Source organism: Agrobacterium sp., from assembly GCF_059499945.1.
The window spans coordinates 341594-357454 of record NZ_JCABZP010000003.1; the positions used below are offsets into that span (position 1 = coordinate 341594).

Annotated in this window: 17 protein-coding genes; 6 read left to right on the plus strand and 11 right to left on the minus strand. The window is 60.3% G+C overall.

The genetic code is table 11. The annotated features are described in order from the left end of the window. Positions 1 to 41 precede the first annotated feature (41 nt). Positions 42 to 1355 (minus strand): MFS transporter, encoded by a 1314-nt coding sequence (locus AC5I5B_RS03830; RefSeq protein ID WP_020808571.1) that lies wholly within the window; start codon positions 1353 to 1355, stop codon positions 42 to 44. A 304-nt stretch (positions 1356 to 1659) separates the two neighbouring features. Beyond that, entirely contained in the window at positions 1660 to 2229 is a 570-nt protein-coding gene (locus tag AC5I5B_RS03835) for a GNAT family N-acetyltransferase (protein WP_004430175.1), read from the minus strand. Between the two features lie 296 nt (positions 2230 to 2525). Between AC5I5B_RS03835 and AC5I5B_RS03840 the strand changes: the two genes are divergently transcribed. Next, on the plus strand, positions 2526 to 3518 hold the full coding sequence (locus AC5I5B_RS03840; protein ID WP_111834769.1) for a glutathione S-transferase family protein: 993 nt from the start codon (positions 2526 to 2528) through the stop codon (positions 3516 to 3518). 12 nt (positions 3519 to 3530) lie between these two features. Here the strand turns inward: AC5I5B_RS03840 and AC5I5B_RS03845 are convergent, their stop codons facing one another. Beyond that, entirely contained in the window at positions 3531 to 4022 is a 492-nt protein-coding gene (locus AC5I5B_RS03845; RefSeq protein WP_111834691.1) for an NUDIX domain-containing protein, read from the minus strand. A gap of 66 nt (positions 4023 to 4088) precedes the next feature. Here AC5I5B_RS03845 and AC5I5B_RS03850 point away from each other — a divergent pair, with 66 nt between their 5' ends. Next, positions 4089 to 5039 (plus strand): metallophosphoesterase family protein, encoded by a 951-nt coding sequence (locus AC5I5B_RS03850; RefSeq protein ID WP_004430171.1) that lies wholly within the window; start codon positions 4089 to 4091, stop codon positions 5037 to 5039. A gap of 209 nt (positions 5040 to 5248) precedes the next feature. On the opposite strand, the gene leuA is transcribed toward AC5I5B_RS03850, so the two are convergent. Together leuA and AC5I5B_RS03860 are read right to left on the minus strand one after the other, a co-directional pair. After that, on the minus strand, positions 5249 to 6958 hold the full coding sequence (leuA, locus tag AC5I5B_RS03855) for a 2-isopropylmalate synthase (protein ID WP_111834690.1): 1710 nt from the start codon (positions 6956 to 6958) through the stop codon (positions 5249 to 5251). A 354-nt stretch (positions 6959 to 7312) separates the two neighbouring features. Beyond that, the gene (locus tag AC5I5B_RS03860; protein ID WP_111834768.1) at positions 7313 to 8491 is read right to left on the minus strand and encodes a benzoate/H(+) symporter BenE family transporter; all 1179 of its coding nucleotides are present in this window, start codon (positions 8489 to 8491) and stop codon (positions 7313 to 7315) included. Between the two features lie 274 nt (positions 8492 to 8765). Between AC5I5B_RS03860 and AC5I5B_RS03865 the strand changes: the two genes are divergently transcribed. Beyond that, positions 8766 to 9848 carry an esterase-like activity of phytase family protein gene (locus AC5I5B_RS03865; protein ID WP_020808577.1) on the plus strand — a complete coding sequence of 361 codons (1083 nt, stop codon included), beginning with the start codon at positions 8766 to 8768 and terminating at the stop codon, positions 9846 to 9848. A gap of 72 nt (positions 9849 to 9920) precedes the next feature. Here the strand turns inward: AC5I5B_RS03865 and AC5I5B_RS03870 are convergent, their stop codons facing one another. Together AC5I5B_RS03870 and AC5I5B_RS03875 are read right to left on the minus strand one after the other, a co-directional pair. Next, positions 9921 to 10565, minus strand: a complete 645-nt coding sequence (locus tag AC5I5B_RS03870) for an NrsF family protein (RefSeq protein WP_004430161.1) — start codon at positions 10563 to 10565, stop codon at positions 9921 to 9923. Further along, the gene (locus AC5I5B_RS03875) at positions 10562 to 11077 is read right to left on the minus strand and encodes a sigma-70 family RNA polymerase sigma factor (RefSeq protein WP_031233355.1); all 516 of its coding nucleotides are present in this window, start codon (positions 11075 to 11077) and stop codon (positions 10562 to 10564) included. The genes AC5I5B_RS03870 and AC5I5B_RS03875 overlap by 4 nt, the downstream gene beginning before the upstream one ends. A 218-nt stretch (positions 11078 to 11295) precedes the next feature. On the opposite strand from AC5I5B_RS03875, the gene AC5I5B_RS03880 reads away from it, so the two are divergent. Further along, a complete protein-coding gene (locus AC5I5B_RS03880) occupies positions 11296 to 11553 on the plus strand; it encodes a pentapeptide MXKDX repeat protein (RefSeq protein ID WP_087744748.1) in 258 nt (85 codons plus the stop codon). A gap of 71 nt (positions 11554 to 11624) precedes the next feature. Here AC5I5B_RS03880 and AC5I5B_RS03885 read toward each other — a convergent pair whose 3' ends face one another. Beyond that, positions 11625 to 12206, minus strand: a complete 582-nt coding sequence (locus AC5I5B_RS03885; RefSeq protein ID WP_003523060.1) for an ATP-dependent Clp protease proteolytic subunit — start codon at positions 12204 to 12206, stop codon at positions 11625 to 11627. Positions 12207 to 12439: 233 nt separating this feature from the next. On the opposite strand from AC5I5B_RS03885, the gene AC5I5B_RS03890 reads away from it, so the two are divergent. Next, positions 12440 to 13030, plus strand: coding sequence for a HupE/UreJ family protein (locus AC5I5B_RS03890; protein WP_087744751.1), 591 nt, complete (start codon positions 12440 to 12442; stop codon positions 13028 to 13030). 100 nt (positions 13031 to 13130) lie between these two features. Then, positions 13131 to 13877, plus strand: coding sequence for a DUF2076 domain-containing protein (locus tag AC5I5B_RS03895; RefSeq protein WP_004430152.1), 747 nt, complete (start codon positions 13131 to 13133; stop codon positions 13875 to 13877). Positions 13878 to 13902: 25 nt separating this feature from the next. On the opposite strand, the gene queF is transcribed toward AC5I5B_RS03895, so the two are convergent. The 3 genes from queF to AC5I5B_RS03910 all read right to left on the minus strand — a co-directional run bounded on the left by queF (position 13903) and on the right by AC5I5B_RS03910 (position 15844). Continuing rightward, on the minus strand, positions 13903 to 14367 hold the full coding sequence (queF, locus tag AC5I5B_RS03900) for a preQ(1) synthase (RefSeq protein WP_004430149.1): 465 nt from the start codon (positions 14365 to 14367) through the stop codon (positions 13903 to 13905). A 17-nt stretch (positions 14368 to 14384) separates the two neighbouring features. Continuing rightward, the gene (locus AC5I5B_RS03905; protein ID WP_035212697.1) at positions 14385 to 15287 is read right to left on the minus strand and encodes a cation diffusion facilitator family transporter; all 903 of its coding nucleotides are present in this window, start codon (positions 15285 to 15287) and stop codon (positions 14385 to 14387) included. A gap of 155 nt (positions 15288 to 15442) precedes the next feature. After that, entirely contained in the window at positions 15443 to 15844 is a 402-nt protein-coding gene (locus AC5I5B_RS03910; protein ID WP_004430143.1) for a glyoxalase superfamily protein, read from the minus strand. Positions 15845 to 15861: the final 17 nt, after the last annotated feature.

The following is a 15861-nucleotide window of genomic DNA, read 5'->3' on the forward strand; positions in this document are numbered from 1 at the left end:
CTGATCGTGGATCGGATCAGGCCATCACCCCTGAGCGGCAATCAGGTCAGCGCTACCTGCCGCGTTTCCGCATTGATCATCGTGGCCGCAATGGCGGCCAGCACCAGCAGCCCGGCAAATATGCCGATTGCGACACCAAAACCCTGCGCAATGGCATAACCAAGCAGAGACGGCGCAAGCAGGCCGCCAAGCCGCGCCATGGCGCCCGCGGCCCCCATGCCGGTCGCCCGGGATTCGGTTGGATAAAGCTCCGGCGTATAGGCATAAAGCGCTCCCCAGGTGCCGAGCAGCGCAAAGCTCATAATAAGCAGTGAGGCGGCAATCATTGCGCCGGCCGAAGCGAGCGTGAAGAGCAGGCATCCGAGCGCGGAGAGCAGGCAGAAGCCGATCAGTGTCGGCTTGCGGCCCCATTTTTCAACGCCATAGGCGGCAAGCGCATAACCGGGGATCTGCGCCAGCGCCACCAGCACTAGAAAACCATAACCACGCACGAAGCCGAAACCATCACCCGCCAGTTTCGCCGGCATCCAGGTGAAGACACCGTAATAGGAGACCGAAACGAGGAACCAGATGGCAAGGATCATGATGCTGCGCTGCCGGAGTGCGGGTGAAAATATCCCCTGCCCCTTGGCCACGTCAGGCTGGAAAAGCCCGGTTCCGGCATCGAGCGGCGCGCGGCCATTCGTCACCAGCATGCGGTTGACGACAGCCTTTGCTTCCTCTGACCGACCGCTGCGCAAGAGGTAAAGCGGCGATTCCGGCACCAGAAAGCGCAGGCCGAGACCGAGGACGGCCGGAAAGGCCGTCACGGCAAAAATATAACGCCATGCATCGGCGACACCGGCAAGGCTGGCGCCCCAGGCCGCAAGCGCCACGATCAGCGTTCCGACAGCCCAGAAGCCTTCCAGAAAGACCAGCCAGCGCCCGCGATTTTTGGCGGGCAGGAATTCCGCCATCATCGCATAATCCACCGGCAGCGTGCCGCCCACGGCAGCCCCGGTAAGAAAGCGCAGAACGAGCAGAATGGTGAAATCAGGCGAGAATATCGAAAGCACACCGAACAGCGCATCACAGGCCACGGTGACGATCAGCACCCGGCGACGCCCGTAACGATCCGCCAGCCGCCCGAAACCGGCAGCGCCGAGAAGCATGCCGAAAAAGAACGCCGTGCCGGTCTGCAGCGCCTGCGGCACCGTCAGGCCGAAGGTTGCGGCAATCGAGGCGGCGGTGAAGCCGACGGCCAGAACCTGCATGGCATCCGCCGCCCAGACGAGACCGAAAATGCCCATCAGCCTGCGCTGATAGGCGCCTGCGCCCGCGCGCTCCAGCGCCTCATTCATGGTGATTGCCGTCATGCCCCGCCCCTCTGCAGAAATCGACTTTCACTTGCTATCGCATGGGGGGAGGAAACGGAATTGAATTCTGTGGAGGGGTGCGCACGGTTGGAACGAAATGCTCGGCGCAACGATAGGCGAACCCCTGCGCCTCCGCCCTCATCCCTGTGCTTGTCACAGGGATCCCGCCAGCCCAAGTCCTTGGGCTGAAAAGAGTCCTCTCGCCGCGCAGATGCGCGTCGGCTGGATTCCTGTGACAAGCACAGGAATGAGGGAAGACAGAAGCGCTGGCGAGAAAAGGCAAAGCTGCCTTGCAGAAAGACCCTCAGCCGTAAACCCGAAGAGGCTCCTCAAAACCCTCATCTTCCGCAGCTGCGGCAGGCATCACGGCCTCGCAGTTGCGCCAGCCGATCTTGCCCTTCAACCGCTGATGAACGTCATTGCCAAGCGGCGCCACCAGCACCCGGTTCGGATCAACCGGTCCCGGAAAATCGAGCGCCGCATAAGCGACCTTCTCAAAACCGAGCGGCATGTAATAGGGCGGATCGCCGATCAGGATCACGGCCTCGGAGCCCTTCCGCCTTGCGGCCGCAATGGCGATCCGGACGAGTTCCCGGCCTATGCCCTTGTTTTTGTGCGAAGGCCGAACCGCAAGCGGGCCAAGCATATGGCCCTTCACCCCGCCGGCCAGGACGGGCGTCATGCGCACCGAAGCGATCGTCTCACCATCATCAGCGCAGACGAAGGACAGCGACCGGTCATGCGGACCCTGCTCACGGATGCGCGCCGCCGCACGGGTGTGCCGGCCGGGACCAAATGCTTCTTCGTTGATGACTTCGATGATGGCGTCGTGCGACGCGTCCTCGGTGAGGTAGACAAGATCGTGCTTGGACATAAAGAGACCGAAACTTCCAGAATGCGGATGCGACAATAGATGACGGCTGCGCCGGTAAGGGCGTTCAGGAGCGTCAGCGTCGTCGGAGCATCCGTGGTTCGATCATAGCCTGCAATTTCCTCAGATTTGTGAAAATCGCAATTATCAGGAAAATCACCCCCCGTCCAGAACAAATCTCGACGCTCCTCCTTTCAGCCTGTGCGGGACCGGAAACGCATTGTTCAATGCCTTGCGGGTTCGCGGGATTGAGCGAAACGGGTAGTATCGCCGTCAAGGAAACAATCAAGGAGATCATCATGGGCATGCTGGTGGAAGGTGTGTGGAAGGACGTCTGGTACGACACCAAGGAAACCAAGGGGCATTTCAAGCGCAGCGCCTCGCAATTCCGCAACTGGATCACAGTGGATGGCGCACCCGGCCCTTCCGGAGAAGGCGGTTTCGAGGCGGAGAAAGATCATTACCACCTCTATGTCTCCTTCGCCTGCCCCTGGGCGCACCGCACCCTGATCTTTCGCAAGCTGAAAAAGCTGGACGACCTGATCTCGGTCTCCGTCGTTGATCCGCTGATGCTGGAAAACGGCTGGGAATTCAAGCCGCCGGGCGAACGCACGCCGGGCGCGACCGAGGATCACCTGTTCGGCTCCTCCACGCTCTGGCAGGTCTATACCAAAGCGGACCCCAAATATTCCGGGCGCGTCACCGTGCCGGTGCTCTGGGACAAAAAGCGGGGCACCATCGTTTCCAATGAATCCGCGGAAATCATCCGCATGTTCAATACCGCCTTCAATGACCTCACCGGCTCGCAGGAGGATTATTATCCCGAAGCGTTGCGCGCCGAGATCGATGCGCTGAACGACGTGATCTATGACACCGTCAATAACGGCGTCTACAAGGCCGGCTTCGCCACGACACAGGACGCCTATCAGCAGAATGCCGTGAAGGTCTTCGAAACGCTCGATATGCTGGAAGATCGCCTGAAGGACCGCCGTTTCCTGTTCGGCGCGGAGCAGACGGAAGCGGACTGGCGTCTGTTCACCACTCTGGTGCGGTTCGATCCCGTTTATGTCGGCCATTTCAAGTGCAATATCCGCCGCATCCACGACTATCCGCACCTGACGGGTTACCTGCGCGATCTTTACCAGACACCGGGCGTGCCTGACACGGTCGACATGCGCCACATCAAGGAACATTATTACCGCAGCCACCGCACCATCAACCCGACCGGCATCGTGCCCGTCGGTCCGGAGCTGGACCTGACCATGGCGCATGGACGCGAGACGCTGGTCTGACGAAATACGCCGCTACCAGTAGTCGGCAATCGCCGCTTCGCCGGCAAGTTCGGCAAGGCGGCGGCGGGTTGCCGCCGTCACCCCTTCGGGCAGATTTGAAAGATCGAAAAAGCCGCTCTCGGCAATCTCATGATCCGGCTTTTTCGGTTTGGTCTGGGTGACATCAAGCCGATAAAGCGCGACATGGTCGCGATTGCTGCCTTCCAGATTAAGGTAAACGTGGAAAAGCTCCGGCTTTGAGGCAGCTTCGAGATTGCCTTCCTCGCGGATTTCCTTGTGCAGCGCCGCGAGCAGGGTTTCGCCGCGCTCCACCCCGCCGCCCGGCAGATACCAGCCCGGAAGATAGGTGTGCCGCACGAGAAAAATCCTGCCCTTTTCATCGAAGCAAGCCGCACGCACACCAAGAGTTGCGCCGCGCGTGAACAGAAAAACGAAATGCAGAAAGCGGATGAAGACACGCATATGGAACGGACGGGCCTGCCGCCCGGTTGTTTCGTCATTCACCCTGGTTTCTCCCCGCCTGCCGGCTTTTATTGGACGCGCGGCATATCATAGGTTATCTCTGCCGCCATGTTCAAACTTGCCCATATTTCAGACGTCCATTTAGGGCCACTGCCAAAACTCACTTTCCGGGAACTTGCATCGAAACGGATTACCGGTTTCGTCAACTGGCACCGCAACCGCCGCAAGCATCTCTTTACCGATACACTGGAAAAGCTGCTCGACGATCTCGAGGCAAAATCACCCGATCATCTGGCTATTACCGGCGATCTCGTCAATCTTGCGACGGGCATCGAAATCCGCGCCGCCGCCGACTGGCTTGAGGAAGTGGGCGACCCTGAGAGAACCTCGGTGGTCCCAGGCAATCACGACGCCTATGTTTCCGGCGCGCACGACAAGGCCATGCAGGCCTGGTATCCATACGTGCGTGGCGATGGCGACCCAGCGGAATGGGACGACGACCGCAAGATTTTCCCCTATATGCGCGTGCGCGGCCCCGTGGCGCTGATCGGCTGCTCCACCTCGATTGCGACACCACCCTTTTCGGCCACCGGCTATTTCGGCAACCGGCAGGCGCGTGCCACGGCGGAACTCTTAAAAAAAGCCGGTGAACAGGGGCTGTTCCGCGTGGTGATGATCCATCATCCGCCCATCCGGGGCGCTTCCCCCACCCACAAACGCATGATCGGCATTCGCCGTTTCGCGGCCGCACTCGGCGTCGGCGGTGCGGAACTCGTGCTGCACGGTCATACCCATCTCAACACGGTTTACTGGTTGAATACCCACCACGGGGAAGACCACATCCCGGTCGTCGGCATTTCCTCGGCCAGCCAGGGGCCGGGCGGTGAAAAACCGCGCGCGGCCTATAATCTCTTCCATATTTCCGGTGGGCCCGGCACATGGAATGTCGCCTGCGAACGCCATAGCCTCGATGAGACGGCGACGGGTGTGGCGCTGGAAGATGTGCGGGTGTTTTATGAAAACGGGCGACCGCTGGGGTTTTCTCTACCGAGGGAATAAAACCCGCGTGCGTGGAGCGGAGGAGGGCTTTACCCCCCTCTGCCCTGCCGGGCATCTCCCCCTCAAGGGGGGAGATCGACCTGAGGCTAGGTCTTGCCCATATCAAAGCCCGAGAATGAAGCTGCGGGAAAGCGTCTTGCCGATCTCCCCCCTTGAGGGGGAGATGTCCGGCAGGACAGAGGGGGGCCTCCCCCACCCTCAAAGCAAGCTTACTTAGCCCGCTCTTCCAGCACCCGGTTGGCCGCCGAAACAATCGCTTCCAGCGACGCACCGACGATATTCGTGTTAACCCCGGCGCCAAACAGCTTGCCGCCCGGATGCTCCATCTCGACATAGGCAATGGCCGAAGCATTCGAGCCATGCTGCAGCGAATGCTCGGAATAATCGTTCACCGACAGGTCGATGCCGAGATAGACCGACAACGCATTGATGAACCCGTCGATCGGACCGGTGCCCTTGCCCTCGATACGCTTCACCTCGCCATTATCGGTGATCTCGGCGGCAACGATGCGCACGCCCTTGAAATCGCCGGCCGGATAGGTGTGGTGATCGACGAACTTGATGCGCGCATTCGGCTGCGTCACATAACGCTCCATAAAGCGCTCATAGATGCGCTTGGCCGGCAGTTCGACGCCCTCTTCATCGGTAATGCGCTGGATGTCCTCGCGGAATTCCACCTGCAGGTTGCGCGGCAGGTTGATGCCGTAATCCTGCTGGAGAATATAGGCGATGCCGCCCTTGCCGGATTGCGAGTTGATGCGGATGATCGCCTCATAGGAGCGGCCGACATCCTTCGGGTCGATCGGCAGATAAGGCACTTCCCAGACGGGGTGATTGGCGACCTTGATCGCCTTCATGCCCTTGTTGATCGCATCCTGATGCGAGCCGGAAAACGCCGTGTAGACCAGTTCGCCGACATAAGGATGGCGCTCGGGGATCGTCATCTCGTTGGAATATTCATAGACCGCCTTGATGCGTTCGATATCGCGGCAATCCAGCTCGGGGTCGACGCCCTGCGTATACATGTTCAGCGCCAACGTCACGACGTCGACGTTGCCGGTGCGCTCGCCGTTGCCGAACAGCGTGCCTTCGACGCGGTCCGCACCGGCCATCAGAGCCAGCTCGGTCGCGGCAATGCCCGTGCCGCGGTCGTTATGCGGATGCAGCGAAATGATGACGTTTTCGCGGTTGTCGATATTGCGGCACATCCATTCGATCTGGTCGGCATAGATGTTCGGTGTCGCCATTTCCACCGTCGACGGCAGGTTCAGGATCAGCTTGTTGTCGGCCGTCGGCTTTACGACCTCGACCACGGCGTTGCAGATTTCCAGCGCCACTTCCAGCTCGGTGCCGGTAAAGCTCTCAGGCGAATATTCGAAGCGGAAACCTCCGCCGGCCTTGGCGGCCATGTCGGTGATCATCTTGGCGGCATCAACGGCAATCTGCTTGATGCCATGCACATCCTTGCCGAACACCACGCGGCGCTGCAATTCCGAGGTGGAATTGTAGAAATGGATGATCGGCTTGTTGGCGCCTTCCAGCGCTTCAAACGTGCGGGTAATCAGCTCCGGGCGGCACTGCACCAGCACCTGCAGGGAGACATCGTCAGGCACATTGCCTTCCTCCACGCACCAGCGGGCGAAATCGAAGTCCGTCTGCGAGGCGGAAGGAAAACCGATCTCGATTTCCTTGAAGCCCATTTCGAGCAGCAGCTTGAACATGCGGGCCTTGCGGTCGTGCCCCATGGGGTTGACCAGCGACTGGTTGCCGTCGCGCAGGTCCACCGAACACCAGATCGGCGCCTTGTCGATGGTCTTGCCCGGCCATGTACGGTCAGGAATATTGATGGTCGGGTAAGGGCGATACTTCACGCTCGCGTCCGACATGCCCTTGGAAATATTGGTGATCTTGCCGTCCATTTCGCTTCCTCCTTGCGCAGTCCGCGGGCTTCTCGAGCCATCGGCGGATGCGCGGCCCTCAAGGGCCTAAATCCAGTATAAAATGAGATTTCGAGATGAGGAGCGTTTGCGCCAGCGGGCTTTCGGCCGCCGGGCGCTCCTCACTGGACCCGGCAACCGCGTGTAAGGTCGAGGCTAAGAAGCGAGAGTGCACCGCGCGGAGAGGCGTTCGCAGAAATCTGCGCGCTCATGCCGGAAATGGTTGCGATGCTGTTGCTCATGGCGATGTGTATAAACAGCGGCTGGCGGTCTGACAAGTGATCTTGTGCCGTGCGCCGGTTATTTTCCCTGCCTGCCGCTCTCAAGCCTTTCTGCCTAACCGCGCTTCACCACCCGCTGCAACGCCATCATCAGCCCCCCGCCGATCAACCCCCAGAAGGCCCCGGAAACGCCGCCGAAGGAGAGGCCGGAGGCTGTGATGAGGAAAGTGATGGCCGCCGCCTCGCGGGTTTCCGGCTCCTTGAAGGCTGCCACTGCGGAGCCGGAAAAGGCGCCGACCAGCGCCAACCCCGCCACCGCCTGAATGAGGATGGGCGGCGCCAGCGCCACGAAGGCCGTGACCACGCCGGCCAGCAGGCCGAAGATGATATAGCCGACGCCTGCGATGATCGCCGCCCAGTAACGCCGTCTCGCATCAGGATGGGCATCCTCGCCCGCGCACATGGCCGCCGTGATGGCGGCAAGATTGACCGCATGGCCGCCAAAGGGCGCGGAAAGCAGGGAGAAAAAGCCGGTCGCCGCGAAAAGCGGGCCGGGCTGCGGGTCGTAGTGATTGACCTTCAGCACCGCGATACCGGGAATATTCTGCGAAGCCATGGTGACGATGAAGAGCGGCAGCGCGATGGAAACGACGGCGTGCAGGCTGAAGACGGGCGTTACCCACTCAATCGGCGGTGTCAGCGATTGCGCCACGCTATCGAGCGCGCCCTCGGGAATATCGACACCGAAGATCATGACAAGCACGAAGGCGGCAAGGGCCGCGGGCACGGCGAACAGCCGTTTAAAGGCACCAACAACGATCCAGGCGAGAATGATGGGTAATCCGAGCGCCGGGTTGAAGCCGATTGCCTTGATCGGCGCGAAACACAGGCCGATGATGACGCCTGACAGCATGGCATTGGCAAGCGGCGCGGGAATGGAGGCGACCGCCTTTCCAAGTGGCCTGAACAGGCCTGCGATGATGATCAAAATGGCGCAGATGACGAACCCGCCAACGGCTGCCGGGAAGCCACCCTCAATGACGCCGGTGGTGGCAAGCAGCGCGGCGCCCGGCGTCGACCACGCGATGCTGATGGGAAGCCGGGTTGTGACGGAAAGAGCTATGGCGCAAAGCCCCATCGCCACCGAAAGCGCCATCAGCGCCGACGCCGCTTCGAAATCCGTCGCACCGACGGCTTTCAGCCCCTGCAACACAACGGCGAAGGAGCTGGCGAAACCGACAAAGGCGGTAAGGCAGCCCATGAACAGGCTCTGGACGGAAAAATCTTTCAGCATGAAGCACTCTGCGGCCTGCGGCCTGTCGCAAACAACCGCAGCGGTCTGCATTGGCGACAGGCAGAAAAATTGAAGCGTGATGCGCGAATCCGGGGATGGCGACACGCCTTGGATGAAGCGTGGTTATATTCAGGATCAAAAAAGACGCGACTTGGCAAGATGGGCCACCAGACTTCAGGTACGGCGGCATGGAAAACGTCATCAAAGTTTAGCGGCGAGGCGCTAATCCTGCCCGCATCACAACAGGTCATCCGCCACGAGAGGGACCCTCGCCATGCTCCGCATCGTCACCATTGCCGCCTGCTGTTTTGCGGCTCTTCCCGCCACTGCCCAGACCCCGCCTGCGCCGGCCTTCCTCGGCCAGATCGTCATTCCCTCGGGCCTCTCCATCAATGGCGTTACCTTCGGCGGCATTTCCGATCTCGCCTTTGACAGCGAAACGGGCCGTTATTTCGCAATTTCCGATGATCGCGTGGAAAAAGGTCCGGCCCGCTATTACGAGCTGGAGCTGGCCGTAACGGAAGGCGCCGCCACGCTCAACATCGCCGCCATCCATGAATTGAAAGACGAGACCGGCGCGGCCTTTGCGCCGAAGAGCATCGATGCGGAAGGCATCGCGCTCGACCGCAAGGGCGGCAAGCTCTATTGGTCCTCCGAACGCGACCTGAAGAACCAGCCGGCGCTTTACGTCTCGGACATCGACGGCGGCAATGTGAAGCGGCTGGAACTGCCGGACGCCTATCTCGTCGACGACGCGAAGACCAAGGGCGTACAGAACAACCTCGCTTTTGAAGGCCTGGCCCTGATGCCCGGCCGGCTGATCGCCGCCACCGAAAACGCTCTCATCCAGGACGGCCCCAAGGCAACGCCGCAGGCGGGCAGCCCGGCCCGTATCCTCGTCATCGACACGGCGACGCTGAAACCGGTCGCCGAGCATGTCTATGTCACCGAGGCGATCTCCAAGACCCCAACCGCCGCCGAGCCGAAATATAACGACAACGGCCTTTCCGCCATTGCAGCCCTGCCGGATGGCCGTTTTGTCGCCGTCGAGCGCAATTTCGCCTCCGGCGTCGGCAACCACATCCGCTTCTTCATCGTCGACATGTCCCGCGCCGACAATATTCTCGGCAAGGACAAGATCGATCCGGCTTCCGTGGCTACCGTATCGAAATCACCCTGGTTTGAAATCAACGAAGGCGATTTCGGCCTCGATATCGACAATATCGAGAGCTTCGCCTTCGGCCCTGTGGTGGATGGCAAGCAGCTTTTTGTCATCGCCTCCGACGACAATTTCAACACAGGCAAGCAGTTCACCCAGTTTGCGGCATTCGCAATTCCCGCCAATCTGGGTCAGTGAAATCCACCGAAACAGAATGCCGGCTCTGGACAATGTCCGGGCCGGCATCGGCAACCGAGACGGATGCCTGCCTTACCAGCGGAGCAGACGTGAACCGGCGAAAGCGCCGATGATACCGGTCAAGAGAATGCCCAGGGAATACCAGATCAACACGAAAGCCATGCCGTTTTCGGTGCAGAACCACGAATAGACCCACGCCCCGGCCGCACCTGCGGCGATGCCAGCGGCAAAACCCGCAAGCGTGGGATCAGCGGGGGCCGACCGCCTGAGAACCGCGAAATTCGCCAGAAACAGCGGCAGCGCGAAAGCAACGATCAAAAACGGGCAATGCAGCGCCGACGATCCGAGAATGAGGGTGCTGTAGGTGCTGGGCACGGCAAATCCAAGCTGGACGAGCGCGATCAGCGCCATGGCGGCAAAAATCAGCGCAAGCCACACAAACAGGCAACCCCTCTCGCCTTCCGGCCGCGCAAGACGCATGACGGCAAAAAATGCAATGAGGGCCAGTAGGGCATTATAGGCGGATTTGACCCAGAAACCCGGCTCGGTCATGGCCTCGCTCATGTCGACGCGAAGCCCCAGAATGACGACCATCAGCACGAGCGAAAGGCCGAGCGCGGGCAATGCCGCGAATGCCAGCCTGCGCTCCAGCGCGAAAGCGGGGACAGGTTTCAGATCACCCGCCAGTTGTTCGATGATGTCTTCCGTTTTCCTCACCTGTCCCCCCGCAACTTCGCCGCCAGGACTTTCAGCGTTCTGTGAATGCCGACCCTTGCCGCAAGCTCGGTCTGGCCGGATTTTTCCGCCGCTTCGGCAATTGACTGGCCTTCGAGTTTCACTCTTCGAATGAGATCGCGTTGCCGCTCCGGCAGGTCGTCGAGCAGCCGCTCCACATCCATGCGGGCCATGACCGCATCGACGGAGGGTTCCGCCTCCAGCGTCTCATCGAGTTCGACTTCCGCCAGCATTCGGGCGCCCCTGCCCCGATAATGATCGATGAGCTTGTAGCGCGCTATCGAGAAGAACCACGCCGTGAAAGGTCTTGCACGGTCATAGGTCTCCCGCTTGGCGTGAAGCGACAACAGGGTTTCCTGCACAAGATCTTCGACATCGCCTCTGGAGGCGGCCGCCATGCGCCGGCTGAAATAGGCGATCAGCAGCCGCCTCAGGGCATGAAGCAAATGCCGGTAGGCGCCTTCGTCCCCATCGAGGGAACGCAGCATCAGCATTTTTAATGTCTCTTCCGAAAGGCTGCCTGTCATCGTCACTATCGGGTTATTCGCAGTCGGCAGGATATTGTTACATAGTGGCTTTAAAAAAATCTCGCCCGAACTTGTCGTCACAAGCGCGTGAAGATGTAACGGGCGGCGGGTCGCGCCCGAATGGACAATCGTGAGCCCCGGCACAATGCCGGCGGACATGCAACGACGTCCAGAGGAGACCCTTCATGACCCGCATTCTTACCGCCATTGCCGCCGCTTCCCTGTTCTCCGCTCTTTCCTTCGCAGGCATCGCCCATGCCGACAGCATGAAAACCGATACGATGAAGAAGGACACCATGCATAGCGACGCCATGAAGGCCGAGACCATGAAAAAGGATGGCATGTCCATGGCCAGCAAGAAGGACTGCATGGACAAGGCCGGTATGGAAATGGACAAGATGAAAAAGGCCGACATGATGAAGGCCTGCGACATGATGAAGTAAGGCCGGCCTGAACGAAAAAAGCCCGCACCGGTTTTGACCGATGCGGGCTTTCTCAAATGAAAATCGAAAACTCAGAGTTCCGACTGGCTTTCGACGATCTTGCCGACGAGGCCGTAATCCTTGGCCTCTTCCGCTCCGAGCCAGTAATCGCGATCGATGTCCTTGGCGATCTTTTCTTCGCTCTGGCCGGTGGCCTTGGAGAAGATCTTGATCAGGCGCTGGTTCATCTTGATGATTTCGCGGGCCTGGATTTCGATGTCGGATGCCATGCCGCGCGTGCCGCCGGAGGGTTGATGCAGCAGGAAGCGGGTGTTCGGCAGGCAAAGGCGGCGTTCCTTCGGTACCGAAACGTAAATCAGCGCACCGGCGGAGGCGACCCAGCCCGTGCCGATGATGTAGACCTTCGGCTTGATGAACTTGATCATGTCGTGGATGGAATCACCCGATTCGACATGGCCGCCCGGCGAATTGACGTAAACGCGAATGTCGTCGTCACTGGCGGCGGCAAGAGCCACGAGCTGCGTGCAGACCTTCTGCGCCAGTTCCTGCGTGATGCCGCCATAGATGAAGATCGAACGCGACTTGAAAAGATTCGCTTCCGTTTCCTTGCCGATCGGCAGTTCCTTGCTCTTGTCGTCTTCGTCTTCGTTCATCAACGGCTCTCCAGCGTAATTCATGCATGCCCTTCGGACATAGTGCGACTTGTTACGTAAGGCAATGAGCGAAAAAGGCAAGGTTTGCCCGCCAACAATAAACACCACCCCCGGCAGATGACGCATGGACAGCCTCTTGGCCTTCGCGATATCGTCAGCGCCTCATTGCAGCGCCGCCCGCCGCGGGAAGCCCAAGATCCCGCCGCTGACGGCAACAATTTCAAGAGGGAACCATGCTGAAAAGACTAAGCCTCGCCGCCGCCGCGCTCGGCCTCACCACCCTGCCCGCTTTCGCCCATCTGAACCCGGAAGAACACGGTTCCTTCATGGCCGGTGTCTCCCACCCCTTCTTCGGTGCGGACCATATTCTGGCGATGGTGGCCGTCGGCATCTGGGCCTCGCAGATCGCCTTTGCCCGAAACGACCGCAAGGCGCTGTGGATCGTGCCCGCCGCTTTCGTCGGCACCATGGCCGCAGGCTTCCTGATGGCGGTTTACGGCATTGACCTTCCCTTCGTCGAACCCGCCATTCTCGCCTCCGTCATCGGCCTTGGCCTGCTGGTTGCGATGGCGGCAAGGCTTCCCACGGCAGCGGCAGCGGCCGTTGTCGGCGCTTTCGCGCTTTTCCACGGCCATGCCCATGGCGGTGAACTCGGCAGCGCGGGCACACTTCAATTCGGCATCGGCTTCATGATCGCCACCGCCATCCTGCATGCGGCCGGCATCGCGCTCGGCCTCGGCATTGCCCGTTTCGGCTCGGCCGCAAGCCGCACCGTCGGCGCGCTGACGGCGATTGCGGGTCTCTCGCTCGCCTTTGGCGGCTGAGGATCATTACCGAAATTTAAAATTTGGACCGCTTTGAAAAGCCTGAATTCTGGCCTACCTCCTTATCGTGGATTTACGCTTCACGGTAAGGAGGCAGCATATGTCACCGGAAGAAAGCCAGCTTCTCAAGGCCCTGTTCGACAGGACCAAAACCGCATCCGCCACCCCGCGTGACCGCGAGGCGGAAACTTTGATCGCAGACGCCGTGCGCGATCAACCCGCAGCCCCCTATTATCTCGCCCAGGCGGTGATCGTTCAGGAAAAAGGTCTGGAAGCGGCAGCAGCCCATATCAAACAGCTCGAAGACCGCATCCACGCACTGGAAAGCGGTAATAGCGCCCCTCAGGCGGCGGCGCAGGGCGGTTTCCTCAGCTCCATCTTCGGCACCGGCCAGCCGCAACCACCCGCACCGGCACCAGCCCCTGCGGCCGCGCCGAGCTCATGGCGCAACGATACCGCCGGCCAGACGGCCGGCCCTTGGGGAGCGGCAGCCAATCAGCAGCAGCCCGGTGGCCCATGGAGCCAGGCCGCCGCAGGTGGACGTTCAGGCGGTGGTTTTCTGCAAGGCGCGCTCGGCACCGCTGCCGGTGTTGCGGGCGGCATGCTGCTGGCCAATTCGCTGAGCGGCATTTTCGGCAGCCACATGTCGTCGCTCGGCCTTGGCTCGCCCTTCAGCGGCGGCAATGCCGCTGGCAACGCACCCGTCGAGGAAACCGTCGTCAACAACTATTACGGCGACAGCGCAAGCCCGCAGAATAACGACGATGACGATATCCAGCAGGCCGATTACGACGACAGCGCCGATGATGCGGATGCTGATTCAGGCGACGACGGTTCGTTCGCCTGAACCTTGCATCACATAAACAGCCGGATCAGCCGCGGCCGCGATAGGTGGCAACGCCCTGATCCGGCAGCCACACGCCTTCAGGCGCCGGTCCGGTCTGCCAGAACACGTCAATCGGAATGCCGCCGCGCGGATACCAGTAAGCACCAATGCGCAGCCATTTCGGCTGCAGCAGTTCTACCAGCCGCTTGGCGATATAGACCGAGCAATCCTCGTGGAATGCGCCGTGGTTGCGGAAGGACTGCAAAAACAGCTTCAGCGACTTCGACTCCACCAGGAAATCGCCCGGAATGTAATCGATGACGATATGGGCGAAATCCGGCTGGCCGGTCATCGGGCAAAGCGAGGTGAATTCGGGCGCGGTGAAGCGCACGACATAATCGGTGCCGGCATTGCCGTTCGGCACTTTTTCGAGAACAGCCTTCTCCGGGCTCTCTGGCGTATCGACCTTCGTGCCCAGCTGCGACAGGCCGGAAACATCCGTCACGGACATGGAAAACTCCTGTTTATTTAAACAATCACTTTGACGCCATGCGCCTTTTCGCCTTCCGGCTCGACGTGAATGGCAAGGCTGGCGCCCGGTATGACGTCCCTTATGGCATCTTCAAGGCGGTCGCAAATATCATGCGCCTCCCGCACCGTCATGACGGCGGGAACGACGACGTGAAAATCGATGAAAGCGGCCGAACCGGCGCGGCGGGTTCTAAGATCATGCACGCCGATGACGCCGCCGGAATTTTCCGCGATCGCCTTCTTGATCGCCTCGTCCTCCTCCGGCTCCACCGCACGGTCCATCAAGCCGCCAAGCGAATGCAGAATGACTTTCGAGCCCTGGAAGAGGATGTTGACGGCCACCAGAATGGCGAGCAGCGGATCGAGAATGGCGTAACCCGTAAAAAGCGCCAGAACGAGGCCGACGAGAACGCCTGCCGAGGTCACGACGTCAGACATGATGTGATGGCCGTCAGCCGCGAGCGCCGGTGAGGCATATTTCTTGCCGACGCGAATGAGGATCGTAGCCCAGACAGCATTGATCGCACCCGCCGCCGCATTGATGACCAGACCGAGAACCGGCGCTTCCGGCAGCCTCGGATTGAAAAGAGCACCCCAGGCCTCCTGTACGATCAGGAGCGCGGCAACCACGATCAGCACACCCTCCACGACGGCAGAAATATACTCTGCCTTGTGGTGGCCGAACTGGTGGTCGTCATCGGCGGGCTTCTGCGCATAGCGAATGACGAAATAGGCGATGAAGGCCGCGACCACATTGACGGTCGATTCCAGACCGTCAGATAAAAGCGCGACCGAGCCCGTGACCCACCAGGCCACGAGTTTGAGGCCCAGCACACCGAAAGAAAGCGGAATGCTCCAGAATGCGAGCTTCCTTACCAGCGCATTGCCTTCACTGTTCATTTTTGCCCCCGTGCGGATGCGAACGAATTGCATGACCGACTGCCAAAACGCACGAACCGCGCGCACGGGGTCTCCGTGCGCGCGGTTCGCTATTTGAGCGTTCTATCGTTCAAACGGAGCACAAGGTCAAGGGCATTGCGCTCACGCCAAAAGCATCACTCTTCGCTCTTCTGCTCGCAGAAACGAATGCGGTTGCCGAATGGATCGGTCACTTCCATCACATCGCCCCAGGGCAGTTCTTCAACACCCGGTTTCAGGAAGCGATAATCCTTCGCCGCCAGTTCCTGTTGATAGGTGTGAACGCCGCGCATGGTAGCGAAAATGTTGGAGCCCGGCGTCGCATCACCGTGATGACCGCTGAGATGAAGGCCCATTCCGGCCCGTGAAACCTGCATGTAGAGCGGGAAATTATCGCCGAAGCGGTGTTCCCAATCGACCTCGAAACCGAGAAAATCGACATAGAACTCCCGCGCCTTGGCTTCGTCGAATATCCTGACGATCGGGAATATCCGCTCGAAGCTGATGTCTCCAGCGTTTTGTGTCCCGGCATCACCCATGCTGCCTCAACCTCTTT